At 62.1% G+C, this 25,194-nt stretch carries 26 protein-coding genes; 9 read left to right on the top strand and 17 right to left on the bottom strand.

Annotation, left to right across the window (positions count from 1 at the left end; translation table 11 throughout):
- Nucleotides 1-14: 14 nt before the first annotated feature.
- Nucleotides 15-332, bottom strand: a complete 318-nt coding sequence (locus tag AB7813_RS09720) for a co-chaperone GroES (protein ID WP_089264960.1) — start codon at nt 330-332, stop codon at nt 15-17.
- A gap of 417 nt (nt 333-749) precedes the next feature.
- On the opposite strand from AB7813_RS09720, the gene AB7813_RS09715 reads away from it, so the two are divergent.
- The 3 genes from AB7813_RS09715 (at nt 750) to AB7813_RS09705 (ending at nt 2,841) form a co-directional block, all read left to right on the top strand.
- Nucleotides 750-1,034, top strand: coding sequence for an usg protein (locus AB7813_RS09715; RefSeq protein WP_089265658.1), 285 nt, complete (start codon nt 750-752; stop codon nt 1,032-1,034).
- A gap of 107 nt (nt 1,035-1,141) precedes the next feature.
- Nucleotides 1,142-1,678, top strand: coding sequence for a cupin domain-containing protein (locus AB7813_RS09710; protein WP_120292660.1), 537 nt, complete (start codon nt 1,142-1,144; stop codon nt 1,676-1,678).
- Between the two features lie 101 nt (nt 1,679-1,779).
- On the top strand, nt 1,780-2,841 hold the full coding sequence (locus AB7813_RS09705; RefSeq protein WP_439083177.1) for a dipeptidase: 1,062 nt from the start codon (nt 1,780-1,782) through the stop codon (nt 2,839-2,841).
- Nucleotides 2,842-2,860: 19 nt separating this feature from the next.
- Here the strand turns inward: AB7813_RS09705 and AB7813_RS09700 are convergent, their stop codons facing one another.
- The 7 genes from AB7813_RS09700 to AB7813_RS09670 form a co-directional block, all read right to left on the bottom strand.
- Nucleotides 2,861-4,111 carry a NupC/NupG family nucleoside CNT transporter gene (locus AB7813_RS09700; protein ID WP_184518253.1) on the bottom strand — a complete coding sequence of 417 codons (1,251 nt, stop codon included), beginning with the start codon at nt 4,109-4,111 and terminating at the stop codon, nt 2,861-2,863.
- Nucleotides 4,112-4,189: 78 nt separating this feature from the next.
- Nucleotides 4,190-4,948, bottom strand: coding sequence for an SDR family oxidoreductase (locus AB7813_RS09695; RefSeq protein WP_092146865.1), 759 nt, complete (start codon nt 4,946-4,948; stop codon nt 4,190-4,192).
- A gap of 22 nt (nt 4,949-4,970) precedes the next feature.
- Nucleotides 4,971-5,504, bottom strand: coding sequence for a GNAT family N-acetyltransferase (locus AB7813_RS09690; RefSeq protein WP_439059015.1), 534 nt, complete (start codon nt 5,502-5,504; stop codon nt 4,971-4,973).
- Complete coding sequence (locus AB7813_RS09685) at nt 5,501-6,247, bottom strand: proteasome-type protease (protein WP_093756417.1); 747 nt, start codon at nt 6,245-6,247, stop codon at nt 5,501-5,503. The genes AB7813_RS09690 and AB7813_RS09685 overlap by 4 nt, the downstream gene beginning before the upstream one ends.
- A gap of 78 nt (nt 6,248-6,325) precedes the next feature.
- Nucleotides 6,326-7,168 carry a transglutaminase family protein gene (locus AB7813_RS09680; RefSeq protein ID WP_231080092.1) on the bottom strand — a complete coding sequence of 281 codons (843 nt, stop codon included), beginning with the start codon at nt 7,166-7,168 and terminating at the stop codon, nt 6,326-6,328.
- A 40-nt stretch (nt 7,169-7,208) separates the two neighbouring features.
- Complete coding sequence (locus tag AB7813_RS09675; RefSeq protein WP_068736110.1) at nt 7,209-8,153, bottom strand: alpha-E domain-containing protein; 945 nt, start codon at nt 8,151-8,153, stop codon at nt 7,209-7,211.
- A 156-nt stretch (nt 8,154-8,309) separates the two neighbouring features.
- Complete coding sequence (locus AB7813_RS09670; protein ID WP_175365791.1) at nt 8,310-9,728, bottom strand: circularly permuted type 2 ATP-grasp protein; 1,419 nt, start codon at nt 9,726-9,728, stop codon at nt 8,310-8,312.
- A gap of 221 nt (nt 9,729-9,949) precedes the next feature.
- Here AB7813_RS09670 and AB7813_RS09665 point away from each other — a divergent pair, with 221 nt between their 5' ends.
- From AB7813_RS09665 to AB7813_RS09655, 3 genes are all read left to right on the top strand, one after another.
- Nucleotides 9,950-10,684 carry a competence/damage-inducible protein A gene (locus AB7813_RS09665; RefSeq protein WP_309948719.1) on the top strand — a complete coding sequence of 245 codons (735 nt, stop codon included), beginning with the start codon at nt 9,950-9,952 and terminating at the stop codon, nt 10,682-10,684.
- Nucleotides 10,685-10,757: 73 nt separating this feature from the next.
- Nucleotides 10,758-11,282 (top strand): xanthine phosphoribosyltransferase, encoded by a 525-nt coding sequence (gene gpt / locus AB7813_RS09660; RefSeq protein WP_068736116.1) that lies wholly within the window; start codon nt 10,758-10,760, stop codon nt 11,280-11,282.
- Nucleotides 11,283-11,398: 116 nt separating this feature from the next.
- Complete coding sequence (locus AB7813_RS09655; RefSeq protein ID WP_439064331.1) at nt 11,399-12,022, top strand: hypothetical protein; 624 nt, start codon at nt 11,399-11,401, stop codon at nt 12,020-12,022.
- A gap of 112 nt (nt 12,023-12,134) precedes the next feature.
- On the opposite strand, the gene AB7813_RS09650 is transcribed toward AB7813_RS09655, so the two are convergent.
- Complete coding sequence (locus AB7813_RS09650; protein WP_439064330.1) at nt 12,135-13,157, bottom strand: methionine synthase; 1,023 nt, start codon at nt 13,155-13,157, stop codon at nt 12,135-12,137.
- Nucleotides 13,158-13,291: 134 nt separating this feature from the next.
- Here AB7813_RS09650 and AB7813_RS09645 point away from each other — a divergent pair, with 134 nt between their 5' ends.
- The 3 genes from AB7813_RS09645 to AB7813_RS09635 all read left to right on the top strand — a co-directional run bounded on the left by AB7813_RS09645 (nt 13,292) and on the right by AB7813_RS09635 (nt 15,664).
- A complete protein-coding gene (locus AB7813_RS09645; RefSeq protein ID WP_439064329.1) occupies nt 13,292-13,996 on the top strand; it encodes a glutathione S-transferase N-terminal domain-containing protein in 705 nt (234 codons plus the stop codon).
- A 61-nt stretch (nt 13,997-14,057) separates the two neighbouring features.
- Nucleotides 14,058-14,687 carry a 2-hydroxychromene-2-carboxylate isomerase gene (locus AB7813_RS09640; protein ID WP_439064328.1) on the top strand — a complete coding sequence of 210 codons (630 nt, stop codon included), beginning with the start codon at nt 14,058-14,060 and terminating at the stop codon, nt 14,685-14,687.
- Nucleotides 14,687-15,664 (top strand): NADPH:quinone oxidoreductase family protein, encoded by a 978-nt coding sequence (locus AB7813_RS09635; protein ID WP_439064327.1) that lies wholly within the window; start codon nt 14,687-14,689, stop codon nt 15,662-15,664. The genes AB7813_RS09640 and AB7813_RS09635 overlap by 1 nt, the downstream gene beginning before the upstream one ends.
- A 4-nt stretch (nt 15,665-15,668) precedes the next feature.
- Here AB7813_RS09635 and AB7813_RS09630 read toward each other — a convergent pair whose 3' ends face one another.
- From AB7813_RS09630 to AB7813_RS09595, 8 genes are all read right to left on the bottom strand, one after another.
- Entirely contained in the window at nt 15,669-16,340 is a 672-nt protein-coding gene (locus tag AB7813_RS09630; RefSeq protein ID WP_439064326.1) for an esterase/lipase family protein, read from the bottom strand.
- 8 nt (nt 16,341-16,348) lie between these two features.
- Nucleotides 16,349-17,239 (bottom strand): crotonase/enoyl-CoA hydratase family protein, encoded by an 891-nt coding sequence (locus AB7813_RS09625; RefSeq protein WP_439064653.1) that lies wholly within the window; start codon nt 17,237-17,239, stop codon nt 16,349-16,351.
- A 268-nt stretch (nt 17,240-17,507) separates the two neighbouring features.
- Nucleotides 17,508-18,668 carry a M20 aminoacylase family protein gene (locus AB7813_RS09620; protein WP_089264945.1) on the bottom strand — a complete coding sequence of 387 codons (1,161 nt, stop codon included), beginning with the start codon at nt 18,666-18,668 and terminating at the stop codon, nt 17,508-17,510.
- Nucleotides 18,669-18,680: 12 nt separating this feature from the next.
- Nucleotides 18,681-20,204 (bottom strand): M81 family metallopeptidase, encoded by a 1,524-nt coding sequence (locus AB7813_RS09615; RefSeq protein WP_439083178.1) that lies wholly within the window; start codon nt 20,202-20,204, stop codon nt 18,681-18,683.
- A 30-nt stretch (nt 20,205-20,234) separates the two neighbouring features.
- Entirely contained in the window at nt 20,235-21,920 is a 1,686-nt protein-coding gene (locus AB7813_RS09610) for an ABC transporter ATP-binding protein (protein ID WP_420878637.1), read from the bottom strand.
- Nucleotides 21,917-22,801, bottom strand: a complete 885-nt coding sequence (locus AB7813_RS09605; protein ID WP_089264943.1) for an ABC transporter permease — start codon at nt 22,799-22,801, stop codon at nt 21,917-21,919. Before AB7813_RS09605 ends, AB7813_RS09610 begins: the two co-directional genes overlap by 4 nt.
- Before the next feature lie 13 nt (nt 22,802-22,814).
- Entirely contained in the window at nt 22,815-23,756 is a 942-nt protein-coding gene (locus AB7813_RS09600) for an ABC transporter permease (RefSeq protein WP_093756403.1), read from the bottom strand.
- Nucleotides 23,757-24,002: 246 nt separating this feature from the next.
- Nucleotides 24,003-25,136: a M20/M25/M40 family metallo-hydrolase gene (locus AB7813_RS09595; protein ID WP_439064324.1), complete on the bottom strand. Its 1,134-nt coding sequence runs from the start codon at nt 25,134-25,136 to the stop codon at nt 24,003-24,005.
- Between the last annotated feature and the right edge of the window lie 58 nt (nt 25,137-25,194).

Raw genomic sequence — 25,194 nt, 5'->3', positions numbered from 1 at the left:
GGTGGGAAAGGCGCTTAAGCGGCCTTCTTCTTGGCGGGAGCGGCACCTTCGAGGACGCCCATGATGTCGCTTTCCTTCATGATCAGCAGGTCCTGACCATCGATCTTGACCTCGGTGCCCGACCACTTGCCGAACAGCACGCGCTCGCCGACCTTCAGATCGATCGGGATCAGCTTGCCGGCTTCGTCGCGGCCGCCCGGGCCGACGGAGACGATCTCGCCCTGGGAGGGCTTCTCTTTGGCGCTATCCGGAATGATGATGCCGCCAGCGGACTTCTCTTCGGCGTCGATACGCTTGACCACAACGCGATCGTGAAGCGGACGGAATTTCATGCAGTCCTCCTAAGTTTCTGTAGATGCTTGAGAAATTTAAATTGGCAGTCTGAGCCAACAAGTGCCAGCGCAGCTGGTCCGGACATAGGCCGAACGTTCCCCACCGGCAAGGGTCTTTACCAAATATTTTGGCACTCAAATATGACGGGTGCCAGAATGGTTAAGACCCTCCGATACCGGTTCTCGAATCCGTTAGCATCCACGGTAAGTGGCTGCTAACATTCGGCTTTCAACCCATTATTAAACTTTTAAGCTTGTGATGAGGACGTTGCTTGCGTCACATTTCATGCATCGTGTTGTCATGGGCGAAGTGGAAGCCGGTTCGCTGCAGTCAGCACGGTCACAGGAGAGCAGAGCGAAGTTCGACGTCAACCGGAATCCACTTAGCCGAATGCGCTCTGTCCATGGAGGTTGAACATGGTCTCGAGAAATGCAGTTTCTGACGATTTCAGGAAGCAGGTGCTTGGCTACGGACTGACGACGGCGCAGATCCTCTACCGCATGCCCGATCACCCCTCGCTGCTGCAGACCTATGTCTGGCAGAACTATGATTTGTTTCCGAAGTTTCCCGCGCTGAAGGATTTCCTGGATTTCTGGCAAGAGAAGCTCGATGGCCCGCTCTTTGCGGTAACCGTCGCGCATTCGAAACTGATCAAGCCGGCCGAGCTTCGTGCCGTGGATGGCGTCTTCCGGTTGCACTAGTCCGCGCCTCTCAACGCGCCGGATGAATTGCCGCTGTGCTGAACTACAGCTAGGTTCCCGGACGCGCTGGCCGTTTGTTCGGCATTGCGCCGGGTGGGAAACACGACATGGCGAAGCTGAAGCGAACTTCAAAGAGCGCAGCGAAAGCGGCTGCGACGAAGAAGCCTGCGACACAGGCGGTAGCGAAAGCAGCAAAGAAGCTCTCTGTTGGCAAGCCAGCCAAGGCGAGTGCAAAAGCTGTCGCGAAACCCGGCCCGCGCCGCAAGCAGCGCGTCGCGATCAGTCATTATCAGGAAGAAGCATTTCTCGGCGACGGCCTGCGTGCCTACGCGAAGTATCGCGATCTCGGCGTTGCCGCTGCGACCGGCGGTTTGGCGCACGCGCATGTCATCCGGCTGATCGGACCTTGCGATCCGAAAGAGGTCTCCAAGCTTCACTATCACGATGCCGAGTTTCAGCTGGTCTATGTGCTGAACGGCTGGGTGAAGGCCTATATGGAAGGCGAGGGCGAGATGACCATGCGTCAGGGGTCATGCTGGACCCAGCCGCCGCGCATCAGGCACCTCATCCGCGATTACTCCGACAATTGCGAACTGCTGGAAGTGATCCTTCCGGCGGAATTCAAGACGGTGGAAGTCCGGTAGTTCGCGTGCGGAAATGCGACGCGTGCCTTGTTCGCGCGTCGCAGTGGCGTTGAATCAGCTATGCTGAGCCCGTCGCTGCCCTGACCCTCAACGAGTATCTCATGACTGCATCCGTTCCGGTTTTCGACGGTCACAACGATGTGCTGCTGCGGCTGTACAAATCGCAATCGCACGATCCGGTATCCGACTTCCTGACCGGGGAAGTCGCCGGTCACATCGACCTGCCGAAGGCGAAGGCCGGTGCGTTCGTCGGCGGGCTGTTCGCGCTGTATTCGCCGGCGGCTCAGGCGTCATCGGGATTCATGGCGCAGATGACGGGCGGACGCTACGCCGTGCCGCTTTCCGAGCCGCTGACGATGGACGAGGCGCGCAATTCCGTCGTCGCCGAACTGGCCATCCTGCTGCAGCTCGAACGCGCTTCCGCAGGCGCGGTGGCGATCTGCACCACCACCGCCGAAATCCGGTCCGCCATTGAGCGCAAGGCGCTGGCCGTGGTGGTCCATCTGGAAGGCGCGGAGGCCATCGACGCCGAGCTCAGATTCCTCGACGTTCTCTATGCGGCGGGGTTGCGGTCGATCGGGCCGGTGTGGAGCCGGACCAACATCTTCGGCCATGGCGTGCCGTTTCACTTCCCGTCCGGGCCCGATCTCGGCGACGGTCTCACCGCGGCCGGCGAGCGGTTGATCGGCGCCTGCAATGACCTGAAGATTCTGGTCGACCTGTCGCACATCACCGAGAAGGGTTTTTGGGATGTGGCGCGGCTGTCGAAGGCGCCGCTGGTGGCGACCCATTCCAATGCCCACGCGCTGTGCCCGTCGCCGCGCAATCTCACCGACAAGCAGCTCGCCGCGATCCGCGACACCGGCGGCATGGTCGGCCTGAATTTCGCGACCTGCTTCCTGCGCCCCGACGGCAGCATGCGGCCCGACACCGGCATCGAGCTGATGGTGCAGCAGATCGACTATCTGCTGGAGAAGCTGGGCGAGGATCACGTCGGGCTGGGATCGGATTTCGACGGCGCAGTGGTGCCCGAGGCCATCGAATCCGCCGCGGGCCTGCAGGCGCTGTTCGTGGCCTTGCGCGACAAGGGCTATTCCGAGACGCTGCTCGGCAAGCTCGGCGCGCGCAACTGGTTCGATCTGCTGCAGCGGACGATCGGCTGACCGGCGCTGGCGGCGTGTCTCAGGTGAGCATGCCGACGATCGCGCCCATCAGGCAGGTCGTCAGCGTCCCCGAGACGATCGACTTCACACCGAGCGCGTTGATTTCGTTACGACGTTCCGGCGCCATGGTGCCCAGGCCTCCGATCATAATTCCGAGGCTGGCAAAATTTGCAAATCCGCACAGCGCATAAAGCATGATGAGGCGCGAGCGTGCATCCAGCGCATCGGGACCGAGCTTCGCCAATTGAACATAGGCGATCAACTCGTTGAGGATCGTCTTGACGCCCATCAGCGAGCCCGCGGTCAGTGCCTGGTCCCACGGCAGGCCCATCAGCCAGCACACCGGTGCCATCACGTAACCCAGTAGGCGCTGCACGGACAGCGTGTTGCCTCCCACGGTCGGCATCATCATGAGGATCGCGTTCATGAGATACATCAGCGCCACGAAGACCAGCAGCAGGGCGATGATGTTGACGAGCAGTTCGATGCCTGCACTCGTGCCCTTGACGATCGCATCTATCGTGCTCGTGGCCGATGCGTCCGGATTGGCCAGCAATCCACCGGTGCGACGATCCTCCGTCTCAGGCACCATGATCAGGCTGACAAGGATCGCAGCTGGCGCCGAAAGCACGGAAGCAATCACGAAATGCGCCGATGCATCGGGGATCAGCGGCGCCATGAAAGTGGCGTAGAGCACCAGCACGGTACCGGCGATCCCCGCCATGCCGCCCGTCATCACCAGAAACAGTTCGCTGCGCGTGAGCTGCGCGAGGTAAGGGCGAATAAACAACGGGGCTTCGACCATGCCCAGAAAGATGTTCGCGGCCGTTGACAGCCCGACCGCGCCGCCGATGCCGAGTGTGCGTTCAAGCAGCCACGCCATGCCGCGCACGATCGGCGGCAGGATACGCCAGTAGAAGAGCAGGCTGGTCAGCACGCTGATGACCAGCACCACGGGGAGTGCCTGCAGTGCGAGCACGAAATCCGCGCCGGGATTCTTGAGATCGAACGGTAGTGCGCCGCCGCCGAGATAACCGAACACGAAGGAGGTGCCGGCGCGCGACGCTGCGGCGATGGTGCTGACAGCATCGTTGATGCTGCTGAAGGCGCGCGTCACGACGGGAAGCTTCAGCAGGATCACGGCAGCGACGATCGTCAATGCGAGACCGATCGCGGCCTGTCTCAGCGACACCTTGCTGCGGTTTTCACCGAGCGCCCAGGCGATCCCCAAAAGTGCGATGACGCCGAACGCCGATTGTAGCTGAAGCATAAATCCCCCGAAACCGCGGCGATGATGCCGCGGCTTCCCATGTCATGCAATCGCAATGCCGCTGAGGCGGATTACGTTTTAGCCGCGTCCGACGAACGGCATCTTCGTCGCCATGACCGTCATGGTCAGCACATTGGCGTCGAGCGGCAGGCCGGCCATATAGGCGACGGCGTCGCCGACGGCTTTGGCGTCCATGCGTGGCTCCTGCTTCGAGGTGCCGTCGGGCTGCAGCACGCCAGGGCCGTTGACCATGCGGTCGGTCATCGGGGTGGCGGCGTTGCCGATATCGACCTGGCCGACGGCGATGTCATAGGCGCGGCCGTCGAGATTGCTGGCCTTGGTCAAGCCGGTGATGGCGTGTTTGGTCGACGTGTAGGCGGCGGAGAACGGGCGCGGCGCATGCGCTGAGATCGAGCCGTTATTGATGATGCGGCCGCCGCGGGGCGTCTGATCCTTCATGATGCGGAAGGCGTGCTGCGTGCACAGGAACGGTGCGGTGAGATTGGTGTTCACCACAGCCTGCCACTGTTCGAGGCCGAGGTCTTCGAACGGAATCGCGGGCGCGCCCATGCCGGCATTGTTGAACAGCACGTCGAGCCGGCCGAATTCCTGCATGATCCTGGCGAACAGCGCGGCGATGGAGGCGGGGTCGGCCATGTCGGCGCTCACAGGGAGGCTCTTGCCGCCATTGGCCGCGCCGAGCTTCTGGGTCTCTTGCAGTAGTTCGAGCCGGCGACCGGCGAGCACGACGGTGAAACCGGCATTCATCAGCGCAAGCGATGCGGCACGGCCGACGCCGGTGCCAGCTCCGGTCACAAGTGCGATCTTGTTGGTCATCTGTTTCGTCCCTGTTTTCTTTTTACGAGAGGTCTTTTTGAGTGAGGTCCCGGACCATGAAACGTGCGTTGTCGCCGTAGCTTTGCAGTTTCTGATCCAATTCGGAATCGCGCATGATGGTGAAATCGTGCCGCTGCCAAAAATGAACTGAATTGTTGACGGCAACAAGCGTCATGTTGGGCAGTTGCATGAGCCTGGCGCGTGCCGCCATCATATCGACGGCCACGGTCGCCGCGCCGGATCTGCGGGTTTCGGGCAGCAATGCGAGATCGTGAATGTAGAAGGTCGAGGGCGCTGCGGGCATTGTCAGCAGGCTGTTCAGTGACGGCGGCTCCCTGAATTGCCAGGGATGGCTGACGAGATAACCCTTGATCCCGTCCTGGGCCTCGAGCACGGCGCAACCGTTTGGATCGAGCGCCAGGCGGTTCGCGAACACGACCTCATCTTCGGGAAAATCGGGATGAACGGCATCGGCGATGGCGAGGACGGACGGCAGGTCTGCCTCCGTCATGATGCGCCATTTCATCGGAACTGCGGTCATTGCGGCCGCGCTCAATTGTCTTTCTTGTAGGGCGGGCGCGGAATGTTTTGATGGGCCGCGCGCAGTGCTGCCGACCAGCGCGAGCGCAGGTCGTGGAAATAGGGCTCGCCGGCTTCGATACGGTGATTGAGATCGGCGTCGCAGACATCGGTGCGCACCACCAGCACATCGATCGGCAGGCCGACGCCGATATTCGAGCGCATGGTCGAGTCCATCGAGATCAGGCCGGTCTTGAGCGCCTCATAGAGTTCGACGTCGTAATGCATCGCGCGGTCGAGCACCGGCTTGCCGTATTTGTGCTCTCCGATCTGCAGATAGGGCGTGTCCACCGTGCATTCGATGAAGTTGCCGGCCGGGTAGATCATGAACAGCCGCATCTTGGCGCCCTTGATCTGGCCGCCGAACAGGAACGAGACGTCGAAATTGATATCCTCGGCCTCCAGCGCCTTGCCCTCGGTGGCGTTGACGTGCCGGATGGCGCGGCCGATGCGCTGCGCAGCCTGAAACATCGTGGGCGCGTTCAGCAGGGTCTCCAGCTCGCCGGTAGTCGGGTTCTCCAGCCCCTCGCTCAGGGTGGAGAGCACCGATTGGCTGATCGCCAGATTGCCGGCGGAGGCCACCGCCATGATGCGGTCGCCGGGCTGGTTGAAGATGTGCAGCTTGCGGAAGGTCGAGATGTTGTCGAGCCCGGCATTGGTGCGCGTGTCCGCGATCATCACCAGGCCGTCCTTGACGAGAATTCCGCAGCAATAGGTCATCGTCGGTCCCTTGGTCAGGGAAGCGTCTTACGCGGTGGGTATCGACCGGGCAACCTCGGAAAACCAGTTTGAGGTTGTTCAGGACTGGCTCTGCGATTGGGACTGACCGCGGCCGTTGGCCTGATCGACCTTGACGGCGACGGTCAGGGTTTCCGTGCCGCCGCCATAGCGGGTGCCGCGGACGGGGGCTGCGCCGAGGTAATCCAGGCCGATGGCAACGCGGGCATGGGCGTCGGTGGTGCAGATGGCATTGGCGGGGTCGAAGCCGACCCAGCCGAGATCCGGCACATAGGCCTCGGCCCAGGCATGGCCAGCCTGCTGGTTGGTCTCGCCATCGGCACGCCAGAAATGGCCGGAGACGAAGCGGGCAGGGACGCCGGCCGAGCGGGCACAGGCGATGAAGATATGCGCGTAATCCTGGCAGACGCCACGCCTGCCGATGAAGGCCTCGCTCGCCGAAGTACCGGTGCTGGTTGGATCGACGTCGAAGGTCATGTGCTCGTTGATGGCCATCATCAACGCGTGCAGGAAGCCAAGTACGTCGGTCTCCGCGCTTGGTGACAGATCCTTGGCAAAGGTCTGCATCGCTGCGCTGAGGTCGGTGAGATCGGTCTGACGTAGGAAGAAGCTCGGCGGAAAGCGCTCGTCGGTGCCCTTGAGCACGCCACCGGTATCCTGGGTGTCGATCAGGCCTTCGACGGTCACGGTGAGGTCGGCGATCGGCCCATGGGTCAGCACATGGGTGACGTTGCCGAACGCGTCCTCATGCAAATCCAGGCGCGAATCCGTGGAGACATCGATCTGCCACTCGGCGACATACTGGCCGTCATGGCTGCCCGGCGTCATCCGCAAAATCTGGATCACGCCCGAAGCCGGCGGCTCGTAGCGATAGGTGGTCGAATGGGCGATACGCAGGCGCATGGCAACGTGTCCGAATCTGCAGATGAGCCGGGACGCTAGCTCAAATCAGGTATTGTTTGGCAATGATGTCGCCCAGACGGCTGTTATCTGCAATGAATTCCTGGATGAATTCATGCAACCCATGCTGGAAAATATCCTGCATGTTGCTGTGTTCTAGGCGGTTTCGGACGCCGCGGGCGTGGCGCTGCGCGGCGCCCTGACGGCCATAGGACACGCCGATCTGGTCGAGGTTGCGCACCAGATTGCCGTAGCAGCTCGCCAGCGAGCGCGGCAGCGTGTCGTTGAGGATCAAAAGGTCGGCGATCAGCCAGGGCTTCAGTGTCTCGCGATAGACCCAGTGATAGGCCGTCAGCGCCGAAACCGAACGCAGGATCGAGGTCCATTGATAGTAGTCGAGCGGGCCGCCGACATGTTCGTCTTCGGGCAGCAGCAGATGATATTTGACGTCGAGAATGCGCGCGGTGTTGTCGGCGCGTTCCAGATGCAGGCCGAGCCGCGAGAACCAATAGGCATCGTTGCGCAGCATGGTGCGGTAGGCCGAGCCATCGAAGCGCAGCGATGTCTCCTGCACGAAGCGCAAGAAATTCGCCAGTTGCTCGCGTGTCTTGGCGCCGCCGCTCCAGGCGGATTGCAGTTCCAGCCAAGCGCTGTTGATCGTGTCCCACATCTCGCCAGTCAGCGCGGTGCGGACCGAGCGCGAGTTCAGCCGCGCCGCCTCGATGCAGTTGCGGATCGAGGAGGGATTGGCCGTCGAGAACGAGAGATATTCGACGACATTGGTCTCGTTGGCTTCCTCGTAGATCTCGTAGAAGGCTGCGCTGACGCCTGCGGTCAGGAGCGCCGAATCCCATTCGTTGGTCTGGCCGATATAGGTATTCGGCAGCGCGGTGACGCGCAGTGTCGCCTCGATCGTGCGCGCGAGATACTCGGCGCGTTCGACATAGCGGGCTAGCCAGTAAAGGTTCTCGGCGGTGCGCGACAGCATGCTCAGCTCTTCTCCCTCCCCCCTTGCGGGGGAGGGTTGGGGAGGGGGGTAACAACACGGGACGACGTCAATTGTGGACCCCCACCCCCGACCCCTCCCCGCAAGGGGGAGGGGAGCGCACCGGCGGCGGTGGTCAGTAATGCTATCAAACCTAAATTACTCATCCAGTATCCACGTATCCTTGGTGCCGCCGCCCTGGCTGGAATTCACCACCAGCGAGCCTTCCTTCAGCGCGACGCGGGTCAGACCGCCTGCGACGATGGAGACGTTCTTGCTGCCGGTGAGCACGAAGGGGCGAAGATCGACATGCCGCGGCGCGAGGCCTGACTCGGTGCAGGTCGGGCAAGTCGACAGCGCCAGCGTCGGCTGCGCGATGAAGCCTTCCGGCTCGCGCTTCAGCTTGTCGCGGAACGCCTCGATGGTCGCCTTGGTCGCGGCAGGGCCGATCAGCATGCCGTAACCGCCGGAGCCGTGGACTTCCTTGACGACGAGTTCGCCGAGGTGATCGAGCACGTAAGCGAGATCGCCAGGTTCGCGGCAGCGCCAAGTCGGCACATTCTTCAGGATCGGCTCTTCGCCGAGATAGAACTTCACCACTTCCGGCATGTAGCTGTAGATCGCCTTGTCGTCGGCGATGCCGGTGCCGACTGCATTGGCCAGCGTGACATTGCCGGCCATATAGGCGGACATCAGGCCGGGGACGCCGAGCGCTGAATCCGGGCGGAAGGTGAGGGGATCGAGGAAATCGTCATCGACGCGGCGATAGATCACGTCGACGCGTTTGAGGCCTTCGGTGGTGCGCATGAAGACTTCATCGTTCTTGACGATGAGGTCGCGGCCCTCGACCAGTTCGACGCCGAGCTTGTCGGCCAGGAACGAGTGTTCGTAATAGGCCGAGTTGTAGACGCCGGGTGTCATCAGTGCGACGGTGGGCTCCGTCGAGGCCGAGCGCGGTGCGACGGAGCGTAGGCAGGACAGCAGCTCGTCTGGATATTTCTCGACCGGCGCGACGCGATGTCGCGCGAACAGGTCGGGGAAAAGCCGCATCATGATCTCGCGGTTCTCCAGCATGTAGGAGACGCCTGAGGGCGTGCGGGCATTGTCTTCGAGAACGAAGAATTCGTCCGGATTGGTGCGGACAATGTCGATGCCGGCGATGTGCACATAGACATCGTGCGGGACGTCCTGGCCGTTCATCTCCGGGCGGAACACCGGGTTCTGGAAGATCAGGTCATCGGGGATCAGGCCGGCGCGGAGAATTTCGCGGCCGTGATAGATGTCCTTGAGGAACATGTTGATGGCGCGGGTGCGCTGCTTCAGGCCCTTTTCCAGCAGGGTCCATTCCTTGCCGGAAATGATCCGCGGAATGACGTCAAAGGGGATCAGCCGTTCGGTGGATTCGGAGTCGCCGTAAACCGCGAAGGTGATGCCGATCCGGCGGAACAGCAGCTCCGCTTCCTGGCGGCGATGCTCCAAAGCGTCCGGAGGCGTCTCCTTGAGCCAGCGGGAGAGTTCTTCATAGGCCGGGCGGAGTTCGCCTTGGGGCCCGTTCATTTCGTCGAACGCGACTGCCATGTACCCTGACTGTTGTTTCGAGGCCGTACGGAGATTGCACGACTGAAAGGGATGGTAGCAAGGGGCGGGCCAGCACGATATGCATTCAACAAGAGCAATTCGTATGAGATGCGTGTAGAGCTGCCTGAAAAAACGGCTGGACGCTGCTCGTTTCGGCAGCAAAACCCCGTGACATCAGGACTTTGCCTGCGCATGGTCCCGGGAATGGTGAGGAACGACAAATGACCGAGATTGTGACCGCGGGCATCCTGGTGATTGGCGACGAGATTCTGTCAGGTCGGACCAAGGACAAGAACATTGGATTCATCGCCGAGTACCTCACCAATATCGGCATCGATCTCAAGGAAGTCCGTGTCGTCTCCGATGATGAGCCGGATATCATCGCGGCCCTCGATGCGCTGCGCAAACGCTACACCTACGTTTTTACCACTGGCGGCATCGGCCCCACTCACGATGACATTACAGCGGATGCGGTCGCCAAGGCGTTCGGCGTCAAGATCGATCACCATCCCGAGGTGGTCGCGCGCTTCCAGGAGCGCTTCGGCGCCGACCTGAACGAAGCCCGGCTGCGGATGGCCCGTATTCCCGACGGCGCCGACCTGATCCAGAGCGCGACCATCCTGGCGCCCGGCTTCAAGATCGATAATGTGATCGTGATGGCCGGCGTGCCGACGATCATGCAGGCGATGATGGACATCGTGTCGCCGAAGCTGAAATCTGGTTTGCGGATGCTATCCGATACGGTGAAGGCCAATGCGCGTGAAGGTGATGTCGGCGGTCCGCTACGCGATATCGCGAAGGCGCATCCCGACACGATCATCGGCAGCTATCCGTTCATGGACGAACAGGGCAAGCCGAACACCAATCTGGTGGTGCGTTCGCGCGATCAGGATAAGCTCAATGCGGCAATGGAGGCCGTCAAGGCGATGTTGGCGACAATCAACGCGCCCAAGTGAAATTAAGAGTGAACTAACGAGTGGATCAACATAAGTCCGGCCGCCTGAGGGCGACCGATGTGAGGAGACGAACATGGCCGATCATCCGGAATTGAGTGCTGAGGAGCGCGCCGGCAAGGCATTCCCGGTGTCCTGGGATCAGTTCCATCGCGATTGCCGCGCGCTGACCTGGCGGCTGAACAGCGCTGGTCCATTTCACGCGATCATCGCCATCACCCGCGGCGGGCTTGTGCCGGCAGCGATCGTGGCGCGCGAGCTCGGCGTCCGCGTCATCGATACGGTGTGCATCGCCAGCTATGAGCACAACAAGCGCGGCGAGTTGCAGGTACTGAAGGGGCTGTCGGCCGATGCGTTGAAACTCGGTGGCGGCGACGGCAAGGGCCTCTTGATCATTGACGACCTCGTCGATACCGGCAAGACGGCGCGTATCGTCCGCGACATGCTGCCCAAAGCGCACTTTGCGACTGTCTATGCCAAGCCCATGGGCCGGCCGCTGGTGGATACGTACATCACCGAAGTGTCGCAGGACACATGGATCTTTTTTCCGTGGGATCTCGGCCTGTCGTTCCAGCCGCCGATGCGCGAAGGCGCAGGCTAGGGCACCAGCTCTTCAGCCGTCATTGCGAGGAGCACTTGCGACGAAGCAATCCAGTCTTCGCTTGTTGCTTCTGGATTGCTTCGCCGCGCTCGCAATGACGTGGAGAGGACAGGGATATGCCGCTGCAAAATCGTGTCACGCCGGCAGGCGATATTGTAGCGACACCGGAACGCGGAACGTTCACCGGCAATCGTGGCATCATCCATGATCCTTCGACCAAAACGCTCCTGAACAGGCGCTGGTCGAATCCGGCCTGGATCACTTGCGTCTGCGAGTTTCGCGGGCGTCGCCGCGATGTCATGGCGACACGCAGCTGGACCGAGCTGTTCTTCCTCGACGAGGCCACATCCTTCGCCGCCGGTCACCGCCCATGCTTCTATTGCCGCCGCGACGATGCCAACCGCTTCCGCGCGGCGTGGGAGGAGGGCAACGGCGTCACGTGTGTGCGGGCAACGGAGATCGATGGGGTGCTGCATCGTGAGCGGCTGGATAACAGGAAGAAGCGATTGCATCCGGTGGATGGGCCTATCGAGGCATTGCCGGATGGGACGATGGTGCAGGCGGCTGGTGAGAGCTTTCTGATCGCGCAGGGGCGGGCGTTGCGGTGGTCGTTTGCGGGCTATCGCGCGGCGGATGTCGAGCTCGTCGACCCGCAGCTGCTGACGCCACCATCGACGCTGAATGCATTTCGCGCCGGTTATCGTCCGGTGCTGCATGTGAGTGCTGCCGCGGGAAACTAGAATTCGTCATGGTCGGGCTTGTGCCGGCCATCCACGTCTTTCCTTGCTTGGTGCTAAGACGTGGATGCCCGGCACAAGGCCGGGCATGACGGCGTTTGTTGCGGGGAACGTCTTATCCCAGCTTCTGCCTTGCGAGCTTCGCACCCGCACCCAGTGCGCGCAGCTTTGCTTCCGCGATATCCCGCTGCATCGGAGCCATGCCGCAATTGGTCGTCGGCACGATCTTGTCCTTCGGCACGTGTTTCATCACGGCCTCGATGGTGGCGACCACATCTTCCGGCGTTTCGACAGTGTCGCTGGCGACGTCGATCACACCGGCCTGCACGATCTTGTTCTTCAGCAGTCCCAGCAATTCCAGCGGTACGCGCGAATTGCGGCATTCGATGGCGACCTGCTGGATCGGGCTGGCGTCGATGGCCGGGAAGATCTCTTCATATTGCCGCCACTCGCTGCCGAGGGTTTCCTTCCAGTCGGTATTGGCCTTGATGCCGTAGCCATAGCAGATGTGAACGGCTGTCGCGCAAGTGAGTCCCTGTGCGGCGCGCTCCAGCGCCTTGACGCCCCAGTCGGCGGCTTCGTCCATGAAGACGTTGAAGGCCGGCTCGTCGAACTGGATCATGTCGACACCGTCGGCCTGTAGTGCGAGCGCTTCCTGGTTCAGCAATTCGGCGAAAGCAAAGGCCATCTTGACGCGGTCGCCGTAATAGCTGTCCGACAGGGTATCGATAATGGTCATCGGGCCGGGCAGCGTGAACTTGAACTTGTTCGTCGTATGCGCGCGGGCAGCCTGCGCTTCGAAGGCGTGCACGCGGCCCCTGAGCTGCAGCGGCGCGGTCACCTGCGGCACCATCGCTTTGTAGCGATCCTTGCGGATGCCCATCTCGACCTTGTGGGCGAAGTCGATGCCGTCGACCTTTTCCAGAAAGCCATGGACGAAGTGCTGCCGCGCCTGTTCGCCTTCGGTGACGATGTCGACGCCGGCATCTTCCTGAACCTTCACCGCCAGCAGCGTCGCATCGCGCTTGGCGCGCGCGAGTTCGTCGCCGGACGAGCGCCAGGTCGGCCACAGCTTGTTCGGCTCGGCGAGCCATTCGGGCTTCGGCAGCGAGCCGGCGATGGTGGTTGGAAACAGCATTTGTTCGCTCCCCGGAAATTGTGTTTTGCGGAGGCCTATCTGCCACGTTCCTGACCCTCCGTATATGGGATTGGCGCATCCATAAGGGAGGGCTAGGATCGGCCAAAACGTATCGAGGACGCCGGGAAAATTACATGATCGACCTGCACTATGCGCCGACGCCGAACGGCTGGAAAATCTCGATCATGCTGGAAGAATGCGGGCTGCCCTATACGGTCGTCCCGATGCAGCTCGGTCGCGGCGACCAGCACCAGCCAGAATTTTTGAAACTCAGCCCCAACGGCCGCATGCCGGCCATTGTCGATCATGCGCCCGCTGATGGCGGCGCACCGGTCTCGATTTTCGAGAGCGGCGCAATCCTGATCTATCTCGCGGAGAAGTCCGGCCGTTTCATGCCGGCCGAGATGCGAAAGCGTTTCGACGTCGTGCAATGGCTGATGTGGCAGATGGGCGGCCTCGGCCCGATGCTCGGCCAGAACGGACATTTCCTGCTCTATGCGCCCGAGAAGATTCCCTATGCGATGGATCGCTATACCCGCGAAGCCAAGCGCCTGTACGGCGTACTCGATGCGCATCTCGGGGAAGGCCGCGATTACATCGCCGGCGACTACTCCATCGCCGATATGGCGTGCTTTCCGTGGATCATGACCCATAAGGCGCAGGGCCTGACGCTGGATGATTTCCCGAACGTGAAGCGCTGGTTTGCGCTGGTCCGCGCACGGTCGCAGGTACAGGCGGGGCTTGCCGTCGGTAAGCAGGAGAAGAAGCCGATGGATGAGCAGGCGAGGAAGATCATGTTCGGTGTCGATGCGCCGGCGCATGCGCAGGCGCAGCAATAGAGCTCGTCATTTCGGAACGCGCGCATGACGAAGAAAATAATAACAAAACGAGGAAACACCCATGATCGAATTCTTCTTCGACTGTTCCAGCCCCTGGACCTATCTCGCCTTCCACAACATCCAGCCACTGGCGAAGGAGTTTGGCGAAGAGATCTCATGGCGACCCATTCTGGTGGGCGGCATCTTCAATTCGATCAATCCCAGCGTCTATGCTTCGCGCGAAACCCCGGTGCCGGCGAAGGCTCGCTACATGAAGAAGGACCTTGGCGACTGGGCGCGCTCGGCAGGCCTCGCCATCAAGATGCCGCCGACGGTGTTTCCGGTGAACAGCGTCAAGGCGATGCGCGGCTGCATCTGGCTTGGAAGCGATGCGATGGTGCCGTTCGCGCGCGCGGTGTTCGAAGCCTATTGGGGCGACGACAAGGATATCTCGAAAGATGATGTTCTCACCGAGATCTGTACGCGCACCGGCATCGATCCCGCGAAATTCTTCGCGGGCATCGGCGATCAGGCGATCAAGGACCAGCTCAAGGTCAATACGGATGACGTGATCGCACGGGGCGGCTTCGGCTCGCCGACCATCTATCTCGACAAGACCGACATGTATTTCGGCAATGATCGCCTGCCACTGATCCGCGAGGCGCTGCAGCGTCGCCGCGTTGGCGCTGGAAGCGCCGAGAGCGCCGCCTGATGCCGAAAGCAATCGTTTGCCGCGAGCTCGGGTCACCTGAAAGCCTGCGCCTCGAACAATTTGCATCAGTGCCGCTAAAACCCGGGCAGGTCCGCGTTGCCGTGCGCGCCGCCGGAATCAATTTTCCGGACATCCTAATGGCGGCCGGTGAGTATCAACTCAAGCCCGAACTGCCGTTCACGCCGGGTATGGAAGCGGCGGGCGACGTCAGCGAAATCGCCAGCGATGTGCCCGGCATCGCGGTCTGGGATCGCGTCATCGTCAAGCTGCGTCATGGCGGCTATGCGGACGAAGTCGTGGTGACGCCGACACAACTTACTCCACTGCCGTCGACATTCGACTACGCGGAGGGCGCGACGTTTCTCGCCGCCCACGGCACCGCGCATCATGCGCTGGTCGATCGCGGGCAGATCGGGGCGGGCGAAGTGCTGCTGGTGCATGGCGCCGGCGGCGGCGTGGGGTTGGCAGCGGTGGAGATCGGCAAGCTGCTTGGGGCTACCGTGATTGCGGCGGCGTCATCTGAAGACAAGCTCGGCGTCGCGCGTGCGCGCGGCGCGGATCATGGCGTGCTGTATGGCGCGGAGCCGTTCCGCGATGCCGTGAAACGCATCACCGATGGCAAGGGCGCCGATGTGGTGTTCGACCCGGTCGGCGGCGATATCTTCGAGCAGAGCCTGCGTTGCATCAACTGGGGCGCAAGGCTGCTGGTGATCGGCTTCACCGGTGGTATCGGCGTGGCGAAAACCAATCTCGTGCTCATCAAAGGCGCTAGCGTGCTCGGCGTGCGTGCCGGCGAGGCTGCGCGGCGAGATCCAAAGATCGGCGAAGCCCGCATCGCTCAGCTCCTCGCATGGGCAGAAGCGGGAAAGATTAGGCCAAATGTTTCGCATCGCCTGCCGCTGGCGGATGTCGCGGCTGCCATGCGGCTGCTGACAGAGCGCAAGGCGATCGGGCGTGTGGCGCTGACCATGGGCTGAGCGCTCAGCGCCGAAACTGGCCGTTCTTCAGGAAGGCGATGGTGTGCATGATTGCTTCCCGATTCCGGATCATCATCGCATGTGACGCGTGGATGACGAGGTGGTCGGTCATGCCTTCAAGTTTTGTGCGCGCGACGGTGACACGACCATCATTCGGGCCACGCAACATCAAGCGCGAAGCGATCGGATCGAGCGTACGATCGCCGGCGATGATGCCGACCGGATAGTCAACTGGGGGAAGCATCGCCTCAGTTAGGTCATCCCGCATCGTAACGAGTTGTTGCCCCGCCGGGCCGAAATACTGGCGATAGGGCAGCCAGTTCTTGAACAGATCGGCGATTTCGCTGCCGCCATTCGGCGTACCCAGCATCACCACGCGGCCCAGACGTGATGGACGGTGGCGCGCCAGATAGACACGCGCCAGCAGGCCCCCCATCGAATGGCAGACGAAATGCGTGCAGCCTTCGTTGGCTTCGGCAAACGGCGCGATGGCGGGATGGATGTCATCGGCCAGTGCAGACAGCGTCTTGCGCCGGCTGGGATAGCCAATGTTCCGCGTGGCGAATCCTGCAGCTTCGACCGCCTGCTGCATCTTGATGAAAGATCGGAACGACCGGCTGATGCCGTGCAGGAAAATGACGCCCTCGCGTGGACGACAGGAGGGCGTCGAATTCATTCGTGATCCTACTTGTAGCCGCGCTCGTCCCACCACGGGAAATAGCTCGGCATATCCGTGCTGACCTTGTTCTTGAACTCGGCCGGGCGCTTTTCGAGAAAGGCCACGACGCCTTCCTTGACGTCCTCGGAGCGACCGCGCGCATAGATGCCGCGGCTGTCGATCTTGTGCGCTTCCATCGGATCGTCCGCGCCCATCATGCGCCACATCATCTGGCGGATCAGCGCGACGGAGACCGGCGCCGTCTTGTCGATGAAGGTCCTGGCCAGCGCGCGTGCGGTTGGCAGCAGATCGTCGGGCGGCACGACCTTGCTGACGAGGCGGCCGGCGAGGGCCTCCTGTGCCGGGAACACGCGACCGGAGTAGCACCATTCCAGCGCCTGCGAGATGCCGACGAGGCGCGGCAGGAACCAGCTCGACGCGGCTTCCGGCACGATGCCGCGTTGGGAGAACACGAAGCCGAAGCGTGCGGCTTCCGACGCGATGCGGATGTCCATCGCGAGCTGCATGGTGGCACCGATGCCAACGGCCGGGCCGTTCACCGCGGCGATGACCGGCTTGAGGCATTTGAAGATGCGCAGTGTCACCTGACCGCCGCCGTCGCGCACCATAGGATCGCTGTAATCGACATCGCCGCTGGCGAGACGCCTCACCGGGCCGCGCCGCGCGTCGCGATCGAAGGTGTCGGCGCCCGAGGAGAGATCCGCACCCGCGCAGAAGCCACGTCCGGCACCGGTCACGATGATCGCGCGCACATTGTCGTCCGCATCGGCTTTGTCGAAGGCGTCGATCAGCTCGGCCTGCATGGTGGCGTTATAGGCGTTGAGCTTTTCAGGGCGGTTCAGCGTGATGGTGAGAATCTGCTCGTCGACGCTGTAGAGGATGGTCTCATAGGCCATGATGGTTTCTTCCCTGTTTTTATTTTGGTTCACTGGTCATTCCGGGGTGCGCCACTTGGCGCGAACCCGGAATCCCGACGTGTTTTCATTACTACTGGATTCCGGGTTCGCGCGCGAAGACGCGCGCGCCCCGGAATGACGTGCTAGGTGCAGGATTGTAGGATGGGTAGGGCCCTTGCGAAACCCATCCTTCGCACACAAGCGTGACGGGTTTCGCTGCTCTCAACCCATCCTGCGGAATTATGCCGACAGCGTTGGCTGCCGCTTCTTACGCCGGCAGCCGGGTTTCGACGATGCGGGCGAACATGCTGGCGCCGATGGGCAGGATCTTGTCGTCGAGATAGTAGCCGGGATTGTGCACCGGCACCGAGCCTTCTTGGCCGACCCAGAAATAGGCGCCGGGCACGGCATGCAGCATGTCGGCGAAATCTTCGGAGCCCATTTTCGGCTTCGCGCGGGTGATCACATTGGCGTCGCCGACGATCGTGCGTGCAACGTCCTCGACGGCCTTGGAATGCTCTTCCTGATTGACCAGCACGCTGAAGCCGTCGCGGATATCGACCTTGATCTCGCAATCGAATGCCGTCGCCATGCCGGCAGCGAGCGCATGCATCCGCTCGCGGATCTGCATCCGGACCTTCTCGGAGAAACAGCGCACGGTGCCGCAGAGCTTCGCATCATCCGGGATGACGTTATAGGCCGAGCCGGAATGGATCTGGGTGATCGACAGCACCGCGGATTCGAACGGATTGACGTTGCGGCTGACGATCGACTGCATCGCCTGACCGAGCGACATCGCGATCACGACAGGATCCTTGGAGCGCTCCGGCATCGCGCCATGCGCGCCGTAGCCCCGGATGGTGATGTCGAAGAAATCAGCGGCGGCCATTGCAGGGCCCGGGAAGATGCCGACTTCGCCGTGATTCATGTCCGGTGCATTGTGCAGACCATAGATTTCATCGCAGGGAAACTGCTTGAACAGACCGTCCTTGATCATCGCGCGCGCACCGCCGAGGCCTTCTTCGGCGGGCTGGAAGATGAAATGCACGGTGCCGTCGAAATTGCGGGTCTCGGCGAGATAGCGAGCGGTGCCGAGCAGCATGGTGGTGTGGCCATCATGACCGCAGCCGTGAAAACGGCCCGGAATGGTGGAGCGCCAGGCGAGATTGGTGTTTTCTTCCATCGGCAGCGCGTCCATGTCGGCGCGCAGGCCGATGCGCTTGGTGCCCGAGCCTTTGCCCTTCAGCACGCCGACGACGCCGGTACCCCCTAAGCCGCGATGCACTTCGACACCCCAGGAGGTCAGCTTGTCGGCGACGATGCCGGAGGTGCGGACTTCCTCGAAGCCGATTTCCGGATGCGCGTGCAGGTCGCGGCGGATGGCGGTGAGTTCGTCGGCGAAGGCGTCGATACGTTCGAGTGTGGGCATGGGTCTATCCGTTCACGGCACGAGGGCAGGTGATGAGGTCTGGGGCGTAAATGGTTCGCCATTCGGCTTCAGCCGGATGCCCGGGCGCAAATGCTTCCAGGGCAGCACGGACGTATCCGCCGGCATCGCGCCGGGCGCGGCGCAGATCAGCAGCTTGCCGGCGATCGGCTCGAAGTCGGCGCGGAAATGCACCGAGCTCTTGTTGACGAGAATGTTCTGCTCAGTCGGCTCGATACCGACATAGCGATACATCGACTGGTCGGCGAGCTGGGCCTTGTGCGAGGAGATGACGACGCGGACGTCGTCGATACGCAGACAGGCCGAGAGGCCCATATCCATGTCGCGACCGCCATAATAGGGGCCGTTGGCGACGAACTTGCCGTCCGACAGTTTCTCGACCACGAACGTGTTCTCGTAAGGCGCATCGCCGGGGATGCCCGACTTGCCGCCGATGGAGAGTTTGACCGTAGCGCCTTCGCCGGCCTGATGGGCAGCCTTCGCTGCAGCGGGATCGTAGATCACGCCATGGGCGGCCTTGATCGCCTTGTTCTTCACCAGCGCGCGCAGCATGCCGGTGGTGTCGCTGTCGCCGCCGGCGCCGGGATTGTCCTGGGTGTCGGCGATAACGACCGGCTTGGTGAGGGTCTTCGCCAGCTCCATGGCATGCAGCACGCCTTCGTCCGGCCTGTAGATCTTGCCGTCGAAATCATCCTCGTGGCCCATCACCAGCTTGACGATGGTGTCCGCTGCAGCGTCGGCATCAGCCTGCGTCACGCCATAGGCGAACACGCTCGGGCAGCAATGCGGGAAATCGGCGGCAGGAAAGCCCGGGCAGAACGACAGCGTCGGCACCTGGTCATGTTCCAGCGCGGCCAGCTTCAGATAGATGCTCTTGGTCGGCTCGTCATTGGTGCATTGCCAGCTGATCGGAATCAGGAACGGCAATTGCCGGAATGCCTTGGCGAAGCGGTTGCCGGCGAGCAGCAAGTCCATGTGGCGTGCACAGGCGCGGCCGGTGTCGGCCATGTCCACATGGGGATAGGTGCGATAGGCGATCAGCGCGTCGGTGTATTCGACCGTCTCCGGCGAGATGTTGCCATGCAGGTCGAGGCTGACCACGAACGGAATGTCCGGCCCGATCACCTCGCGCACGCGCCGCGCGATTTCGCCTTCGCCGTCGTCGAGATGTTCGGTGACCATGGCGCCATGCAGATCGAGATAGATCGCATCGAGGGGCAGCGCTGCCCTGATGCCGTCAATCATCTCGCCGACGATGCGCTCGAACGCGTCCCTGGTGACATGGGCCGAAGGGCTTGCGCCGCAGGCGATGGTCGGGATCAGCTCCCAGCCGCGTGTCTCGGCTTCCTCGATAAAGCCGGCGAGGCCGACATTGATGCCACGCATCACCTTGAGGACGTCGGCTCCATGCGTCATCGACGGCCAGCCGCCGCCATGTACAAAGGCCTCATAGGTCGCCTTGGTCGGCGCAAACGTGTTCGTCTCGTGCAGAAAGCCGCCGACAGCGATACGGGTCATTCAGAATCCAGGGTCAGTTTCGGTATGGGCTCAGGCCGCCGGCACGGTGGTGCTGCCATCGACCGCGCGGAAGTTGGCGAAATCCCATCCTCGTCCGGGCGCCGCGTCAAGCAGCTGGCGCGTATAGGGCTGTTGCGGATTTGCGAGGACTTCCGCTGCCGGGCCCTGCTCCACCACCCGGCCATGCTGCATTACGGCAACGTCGTCGCAAATCTGGGCGGCGACGCGCAGATCGTGGGTGATGAACAGGATGGCGATGCCGAGCCGGGTCTGGATGTCGTCGAGCAGCCGCAGCACCTGGGCCTGCACCGAGACGTCGAGGGCCGAGACGGCCTCGTCGGCCACCAGAACTTCCGGATCGAGGGCAAGCGCGCGCGCAATGGCGATGCGCTGGCGCTGGCCGCCGGAGAACTGGTGCGGATAGCGCGAGACTGCGTCAGGTGGAAGACCGACCAGTTCGAGCAGTTCACGCGCCCTGGCCATTGCCACCGAATGCTTGGTGCCGAAATTGATCGGACCTTCACAAATGGACTCGCCGATGGTGATGCGCGGATTGAGCGAACGATAGGGGTCCTGGAAGACGATCTGTATCTTCTTGCGGTGCGGCTGCAACGCGTGACGTGACAGGTCGGAGATTTCGCGTCCGGCGAGACGGATGCCGCCCGAGGTGGGATCGATCAGTCGGACGATACAGCGCGCCACGGTCGATTTGCCGGAGCCGCTTTCGCCGACGATGCCGAGCGTGCGGCCCTTGCGCAGTGTCAGCGTGACGTCCTGGGCTGCGTGGACTTCGCGTGGTTTCCCGAACATGGAACGTTCGCGATAGACCTTGCCGAGCTCATTGGCCTCGAGCACGACTGGATTGAAGCCTGCTTCCTCGCGGGCCGCGCGGGGAATGAGGCTCGGCACCGACGACAGCAGGTTACGAGTATAGTCCTGCGTGGGCGCGCTCAGAATATCCTTCAATGCTCCGGTTTCCACCAGGCGTCCATTACGCATCACGGCGACGCGGTCGGCGATGTCGGCCACCACGCCCATGTCGTGAGTGATGAACAGCACGGCGGTGCCGTGATCCTTCTGAAGGTCGCGCATCAGCTTGAGGATCTGCGCCTGGGTGGTGACGTCGAGCGCTGTCGTTGGCTCATCGGCGATCAGCAGTTTCGGCTCCAGCACGAGCGCCATGGCGATCATGATGCGCTGGCGCTGGCCGCCCGACAGGCGGTGCGGATAGGACGCGAAGATGCGCTTCACATCGGGAAGCCGCACTTGCTCCATCATGTCGAGAATGCGCGCACGGCGGGCGCTGGCGCCGAGACTGGTGTGGGTGCGTAGTACTTCGTCGATCTGCTTGCCAACGGGGACGACTGGATTGAGCGCCGTCATCGGTTCCTGGAAGATCATCGCCATGGTGGTGGCGCGGAGCTCGCGCAGCCGCCGGTCGCTGGCTTGCAGCACATCTTCGCCGACCAACTTAATGCTGCCGCCGATGGCTTTGAGTGAATCTCGCGGCAGCAGGCCCATGGTGGAGAGCGAGGTAACCGACTTGCCGGAACCACTTTCGCCGACCACACAGAGCGTTTCGCCCTGGCGCACCTGGAGAGAAATGCCGTCGATGATCTTCTTGCCGGTGCCGCTCTTGCCGACGCCGACGACGAGGTTTTCAATTTCCAGTGCGATGGGGCGGGTATTCACGGTGGGGTTCACGAGTTCACTCACTTGCCGGCCTCACGCTGTTTCATGCGGGGATCGAGCGCATCGCGGGCAGCGTCGCCGATCAGATTGACGGAGAGGATGGCAATCGAGAGCAGTAATCCCGGCCAGAAGATCAGCGATGGCTTGACCTGGAAGAAGGCGCGACCCTCGGCCATGATATTCCCCCAGGTGGGGGTTTCCGGGCTGATGCCGGCGCCGAGGAACGACAGGATCGCCTCGGTGAGAATGGCGGATGCGGCGATGAAGGTGCCCTGGACGATCAGCGGCGCCACCGTGTTGGGCATCAGATGCTTCAACATGATCTTCGGCATGCTGGAGCCGAGCGAGATCGCCGCCTCCACATAGGGCTCCTCACGTGCCGACAGCACCACGGAACGCACCAGTCGCGCGACACGGGGGATTTCCGGAATAGTGATCGCAATCAGCACCGTCGTCAGGGTGGCGCCTGACAGCGACACGACGGCGATGGCCAGCAGCACGCCGGGCATTGCCATCAGGCCGTCCATGACACGCATCATCACAGCGTCGGCCAATTTGAAAAAGCCCGAGAACAGGCCGATGAAGAGGCCGATGACAATACTGGTGACGGCGGCGCCGAGGCCGATCAGGAGCGAGATGCGACCGCCATAGAGGATGCGCGCCAGCACGTCGCGGCCGTAAGCGTCGGTGCCGAGCAGATATTCCGAACTGGCCGGCTTCAGCCGCAAGGCGGGTGCCAGCAATTGCGGATCGTGCGACGTCAGCCACGGTGCGAAAATCGCCGACAGGATCACCAGCGTCAGGCAAATCGTCGCCAAGGCGATAATCGGCGTCGCGGTGAGAAAGCCGAGCGACGGACCGCTGCGGGAGGGGAGGGCCGGGTTGGGAAGGGATTCGATCGCCATCAGATACAGATTCCTAGTAACGAATTCTGGGATCGAGCAGTGCGTAGGCAAGGTCGATAAGCAAATTGACCCCGACATAAACGCCCGAGGTCAAAAGGATCATGGCCTGGATCACGGGAAAATCCCGCGCCAGCACGGCGTCGACCGTCAAGCGACCGATGCCGGGCAGGTTGAACACGCTTTCGGTGACGACGACGCCGGAGATCAGCAGTGCGAAGCCGGTACCGATCACCGTGATGACCGGCACGGCGGCGTTACGCAGCGCGTGGCGGAACAGCACACCGCTCTCGTTGATGCCCTTGGCGCGCGCGGTGCGGACATAGTCTTCGCCGAGCACTCCGAGCATTGCCGCGCGGGTCATGCGCGCGATTAGCGCGACATAGACAAAGGACAGCGCGATGGTCGGCAGCGTGATGCGCTCAAAGAACGGCCCGAAGCCACGCGAGATGCTGCGGAAACCCTGCACCGGAAACCAGCGCAGTTCGATCGCGAACACCTGGACCAGCACGTAACCGATCACGAACACCGGCACGGAGAAGCCGATCACCGACAGCGCCATCACGAAACGATCGATCCATGTGCCGTGTTTCCATGCGGCGATGACGCCGAGCGGGATCGCAACAAGGATCGAAACCAGCATCACGCTTAATGCAATGCTCAAAGAGGGCTCGATGCGCTGGTTGACCATCTGCAGCACAGGCACGTTGGAGATCAGCGAGGTGCCGAAGTCACCGTGCAGCAGCCGCCAGACCCAGCTGAAAAACTGCGTGTAGAGCGGTTCGTTGAGGCCGAGCTGCGTCCGGATGCGGTCGAGCTGCTCGGCCGTCGCGTTATCGCCGGCGATGATCGCGGCAGGATCGCCGGGCGTCAGCCGAAGCAGCAGGAAGACAAACAGGGCCACCACGCCCATAACGGGTATGGCCGCTAGAATTCGGCGAATGAGGTATCCGAGCATGGCGCTTTCCTATTGGTGGTGTTGATCGAACGTAACTGGACCGCGTCGGTCAACCGGAAACGTCACGGGCTCGCTGCTCTTGGTCGTCATTGTCCGCGAGAAACACAGATTTTTCGAGAAACGCTGATTCACCGTCGCAACTTGCCTCAACCCGAAGTTCGCTAAACTTAAACGTAAAGGTAGCAAGTCCTGTGCCACCGCCCGATTTGCGCCATGCGATGCATGTGCAAACCGGGCGACGTTGCATCAATCGAGGGTTGCCAGCAATCCCGCCATCAGGCGGCCACGATCAACAAGGCTCTGCGCGACGATATATTCGTTGAGCGTGTGCATATCGGCGCCATGAACGCCGAGCCCGTCGAGGGTCGGGATGCCCATCGCGCCGGTAAAATTACCATCCGAACCGCCACCCTTGCTGCCATGGGTCAGTTCGGGCAGGCCGAGGCGACCATTGATGGCCTTGGCTTTCTCGAACAGCGCCATGGTCGCCGCGTTCGGTTCCCACACCGGGCGGGTGACGCCGCGGGTGACGTTGAAGGTCACGTCATTCTCGGTACCTGAGAGAGCGAGCATGCGCTGGACGCCGGCATCGAGATCTTCCTGACGCTTGGCCATGCTCAGCGCTTCGCCGGTGCATGACGAGGCAACGCAGTTGACCCATTGTCCGCCATGCACGATGCCGACGCTGAACGTGCAGTCCGGTCCGGTCATCTCGTCGATCTGCACGATCTTCTTCGCCATTTCGCGAATCGCGGAGCGGCCGTTCGACAGCGTCGCGCCCGAATGGCTGGGCCGGCCGATGGTTTCGAGATTGAAGCGGGCGATCGCATAGCGGCCAGTGGTGACACCGTTGCCCGCACTACCGGGCTCCGGCACCAGCACGTATTTGTTCCGCGCGGCTTCAGCTTCGATGATGTCGCGGGTCGATGGCGTGCCGACTTCCTCGTCGGGCGTGAACAGCACGGTGATCGGTAGCGGCGTCGTATAGGAGATACGTGCGAGCTGGCGGATGGCTTCCAGCGACAGATAATTGCCGCCCTTCATGTCGCAGATCGCCGGGCCGTAGCAGCGCTCGCCATCGCGGCGCCACTTCAGCTTTTCGATGGTGCCAACCGGGTGAACGGTATCCATGTGGCCCGCGATCAGGATGCCGGGTTCGCCGAATTTCGGATGTGGAAAACGGGCGCGGATGCAGCCGCCGAATCCCTGACGTCCCGCGATGCGCTCGATGGTCGCACCCATGATTGCCATGTCGCGTGCAGCGAGGTCGAGCATGCCGTTGACCGCATTTGCGTCCCATGTGGGGCTCTCGCATTCGACCCAGATGCGCAGGCCCTGCAACATGTTCTCGAGATCAAACGGGAGTTCGGCGGGGTTCATCAAGTCATTCCTCTTGGATGAGAATTTCGTCACGGATGATCAAGGCGCTCCGTGCCTG

The sequence above is a fragment of the Tardiphaga sp. 20_F10_N6_6 genome (assembly GCF_052076045.1).
In the GTDB taxonomy this organism is placed as follows: domain Bacteria; phylum Pseudomonadota; class Alphaproteobacteria; order Rhizobiales; family Xanthobacteraceae; genus Tardiphaga; species Tardiphaga robiniae.
Note: the sequence above shows the minus strand (reverse complement) of the source record. Positions and strands in the feature narration are given on the sequence as shown.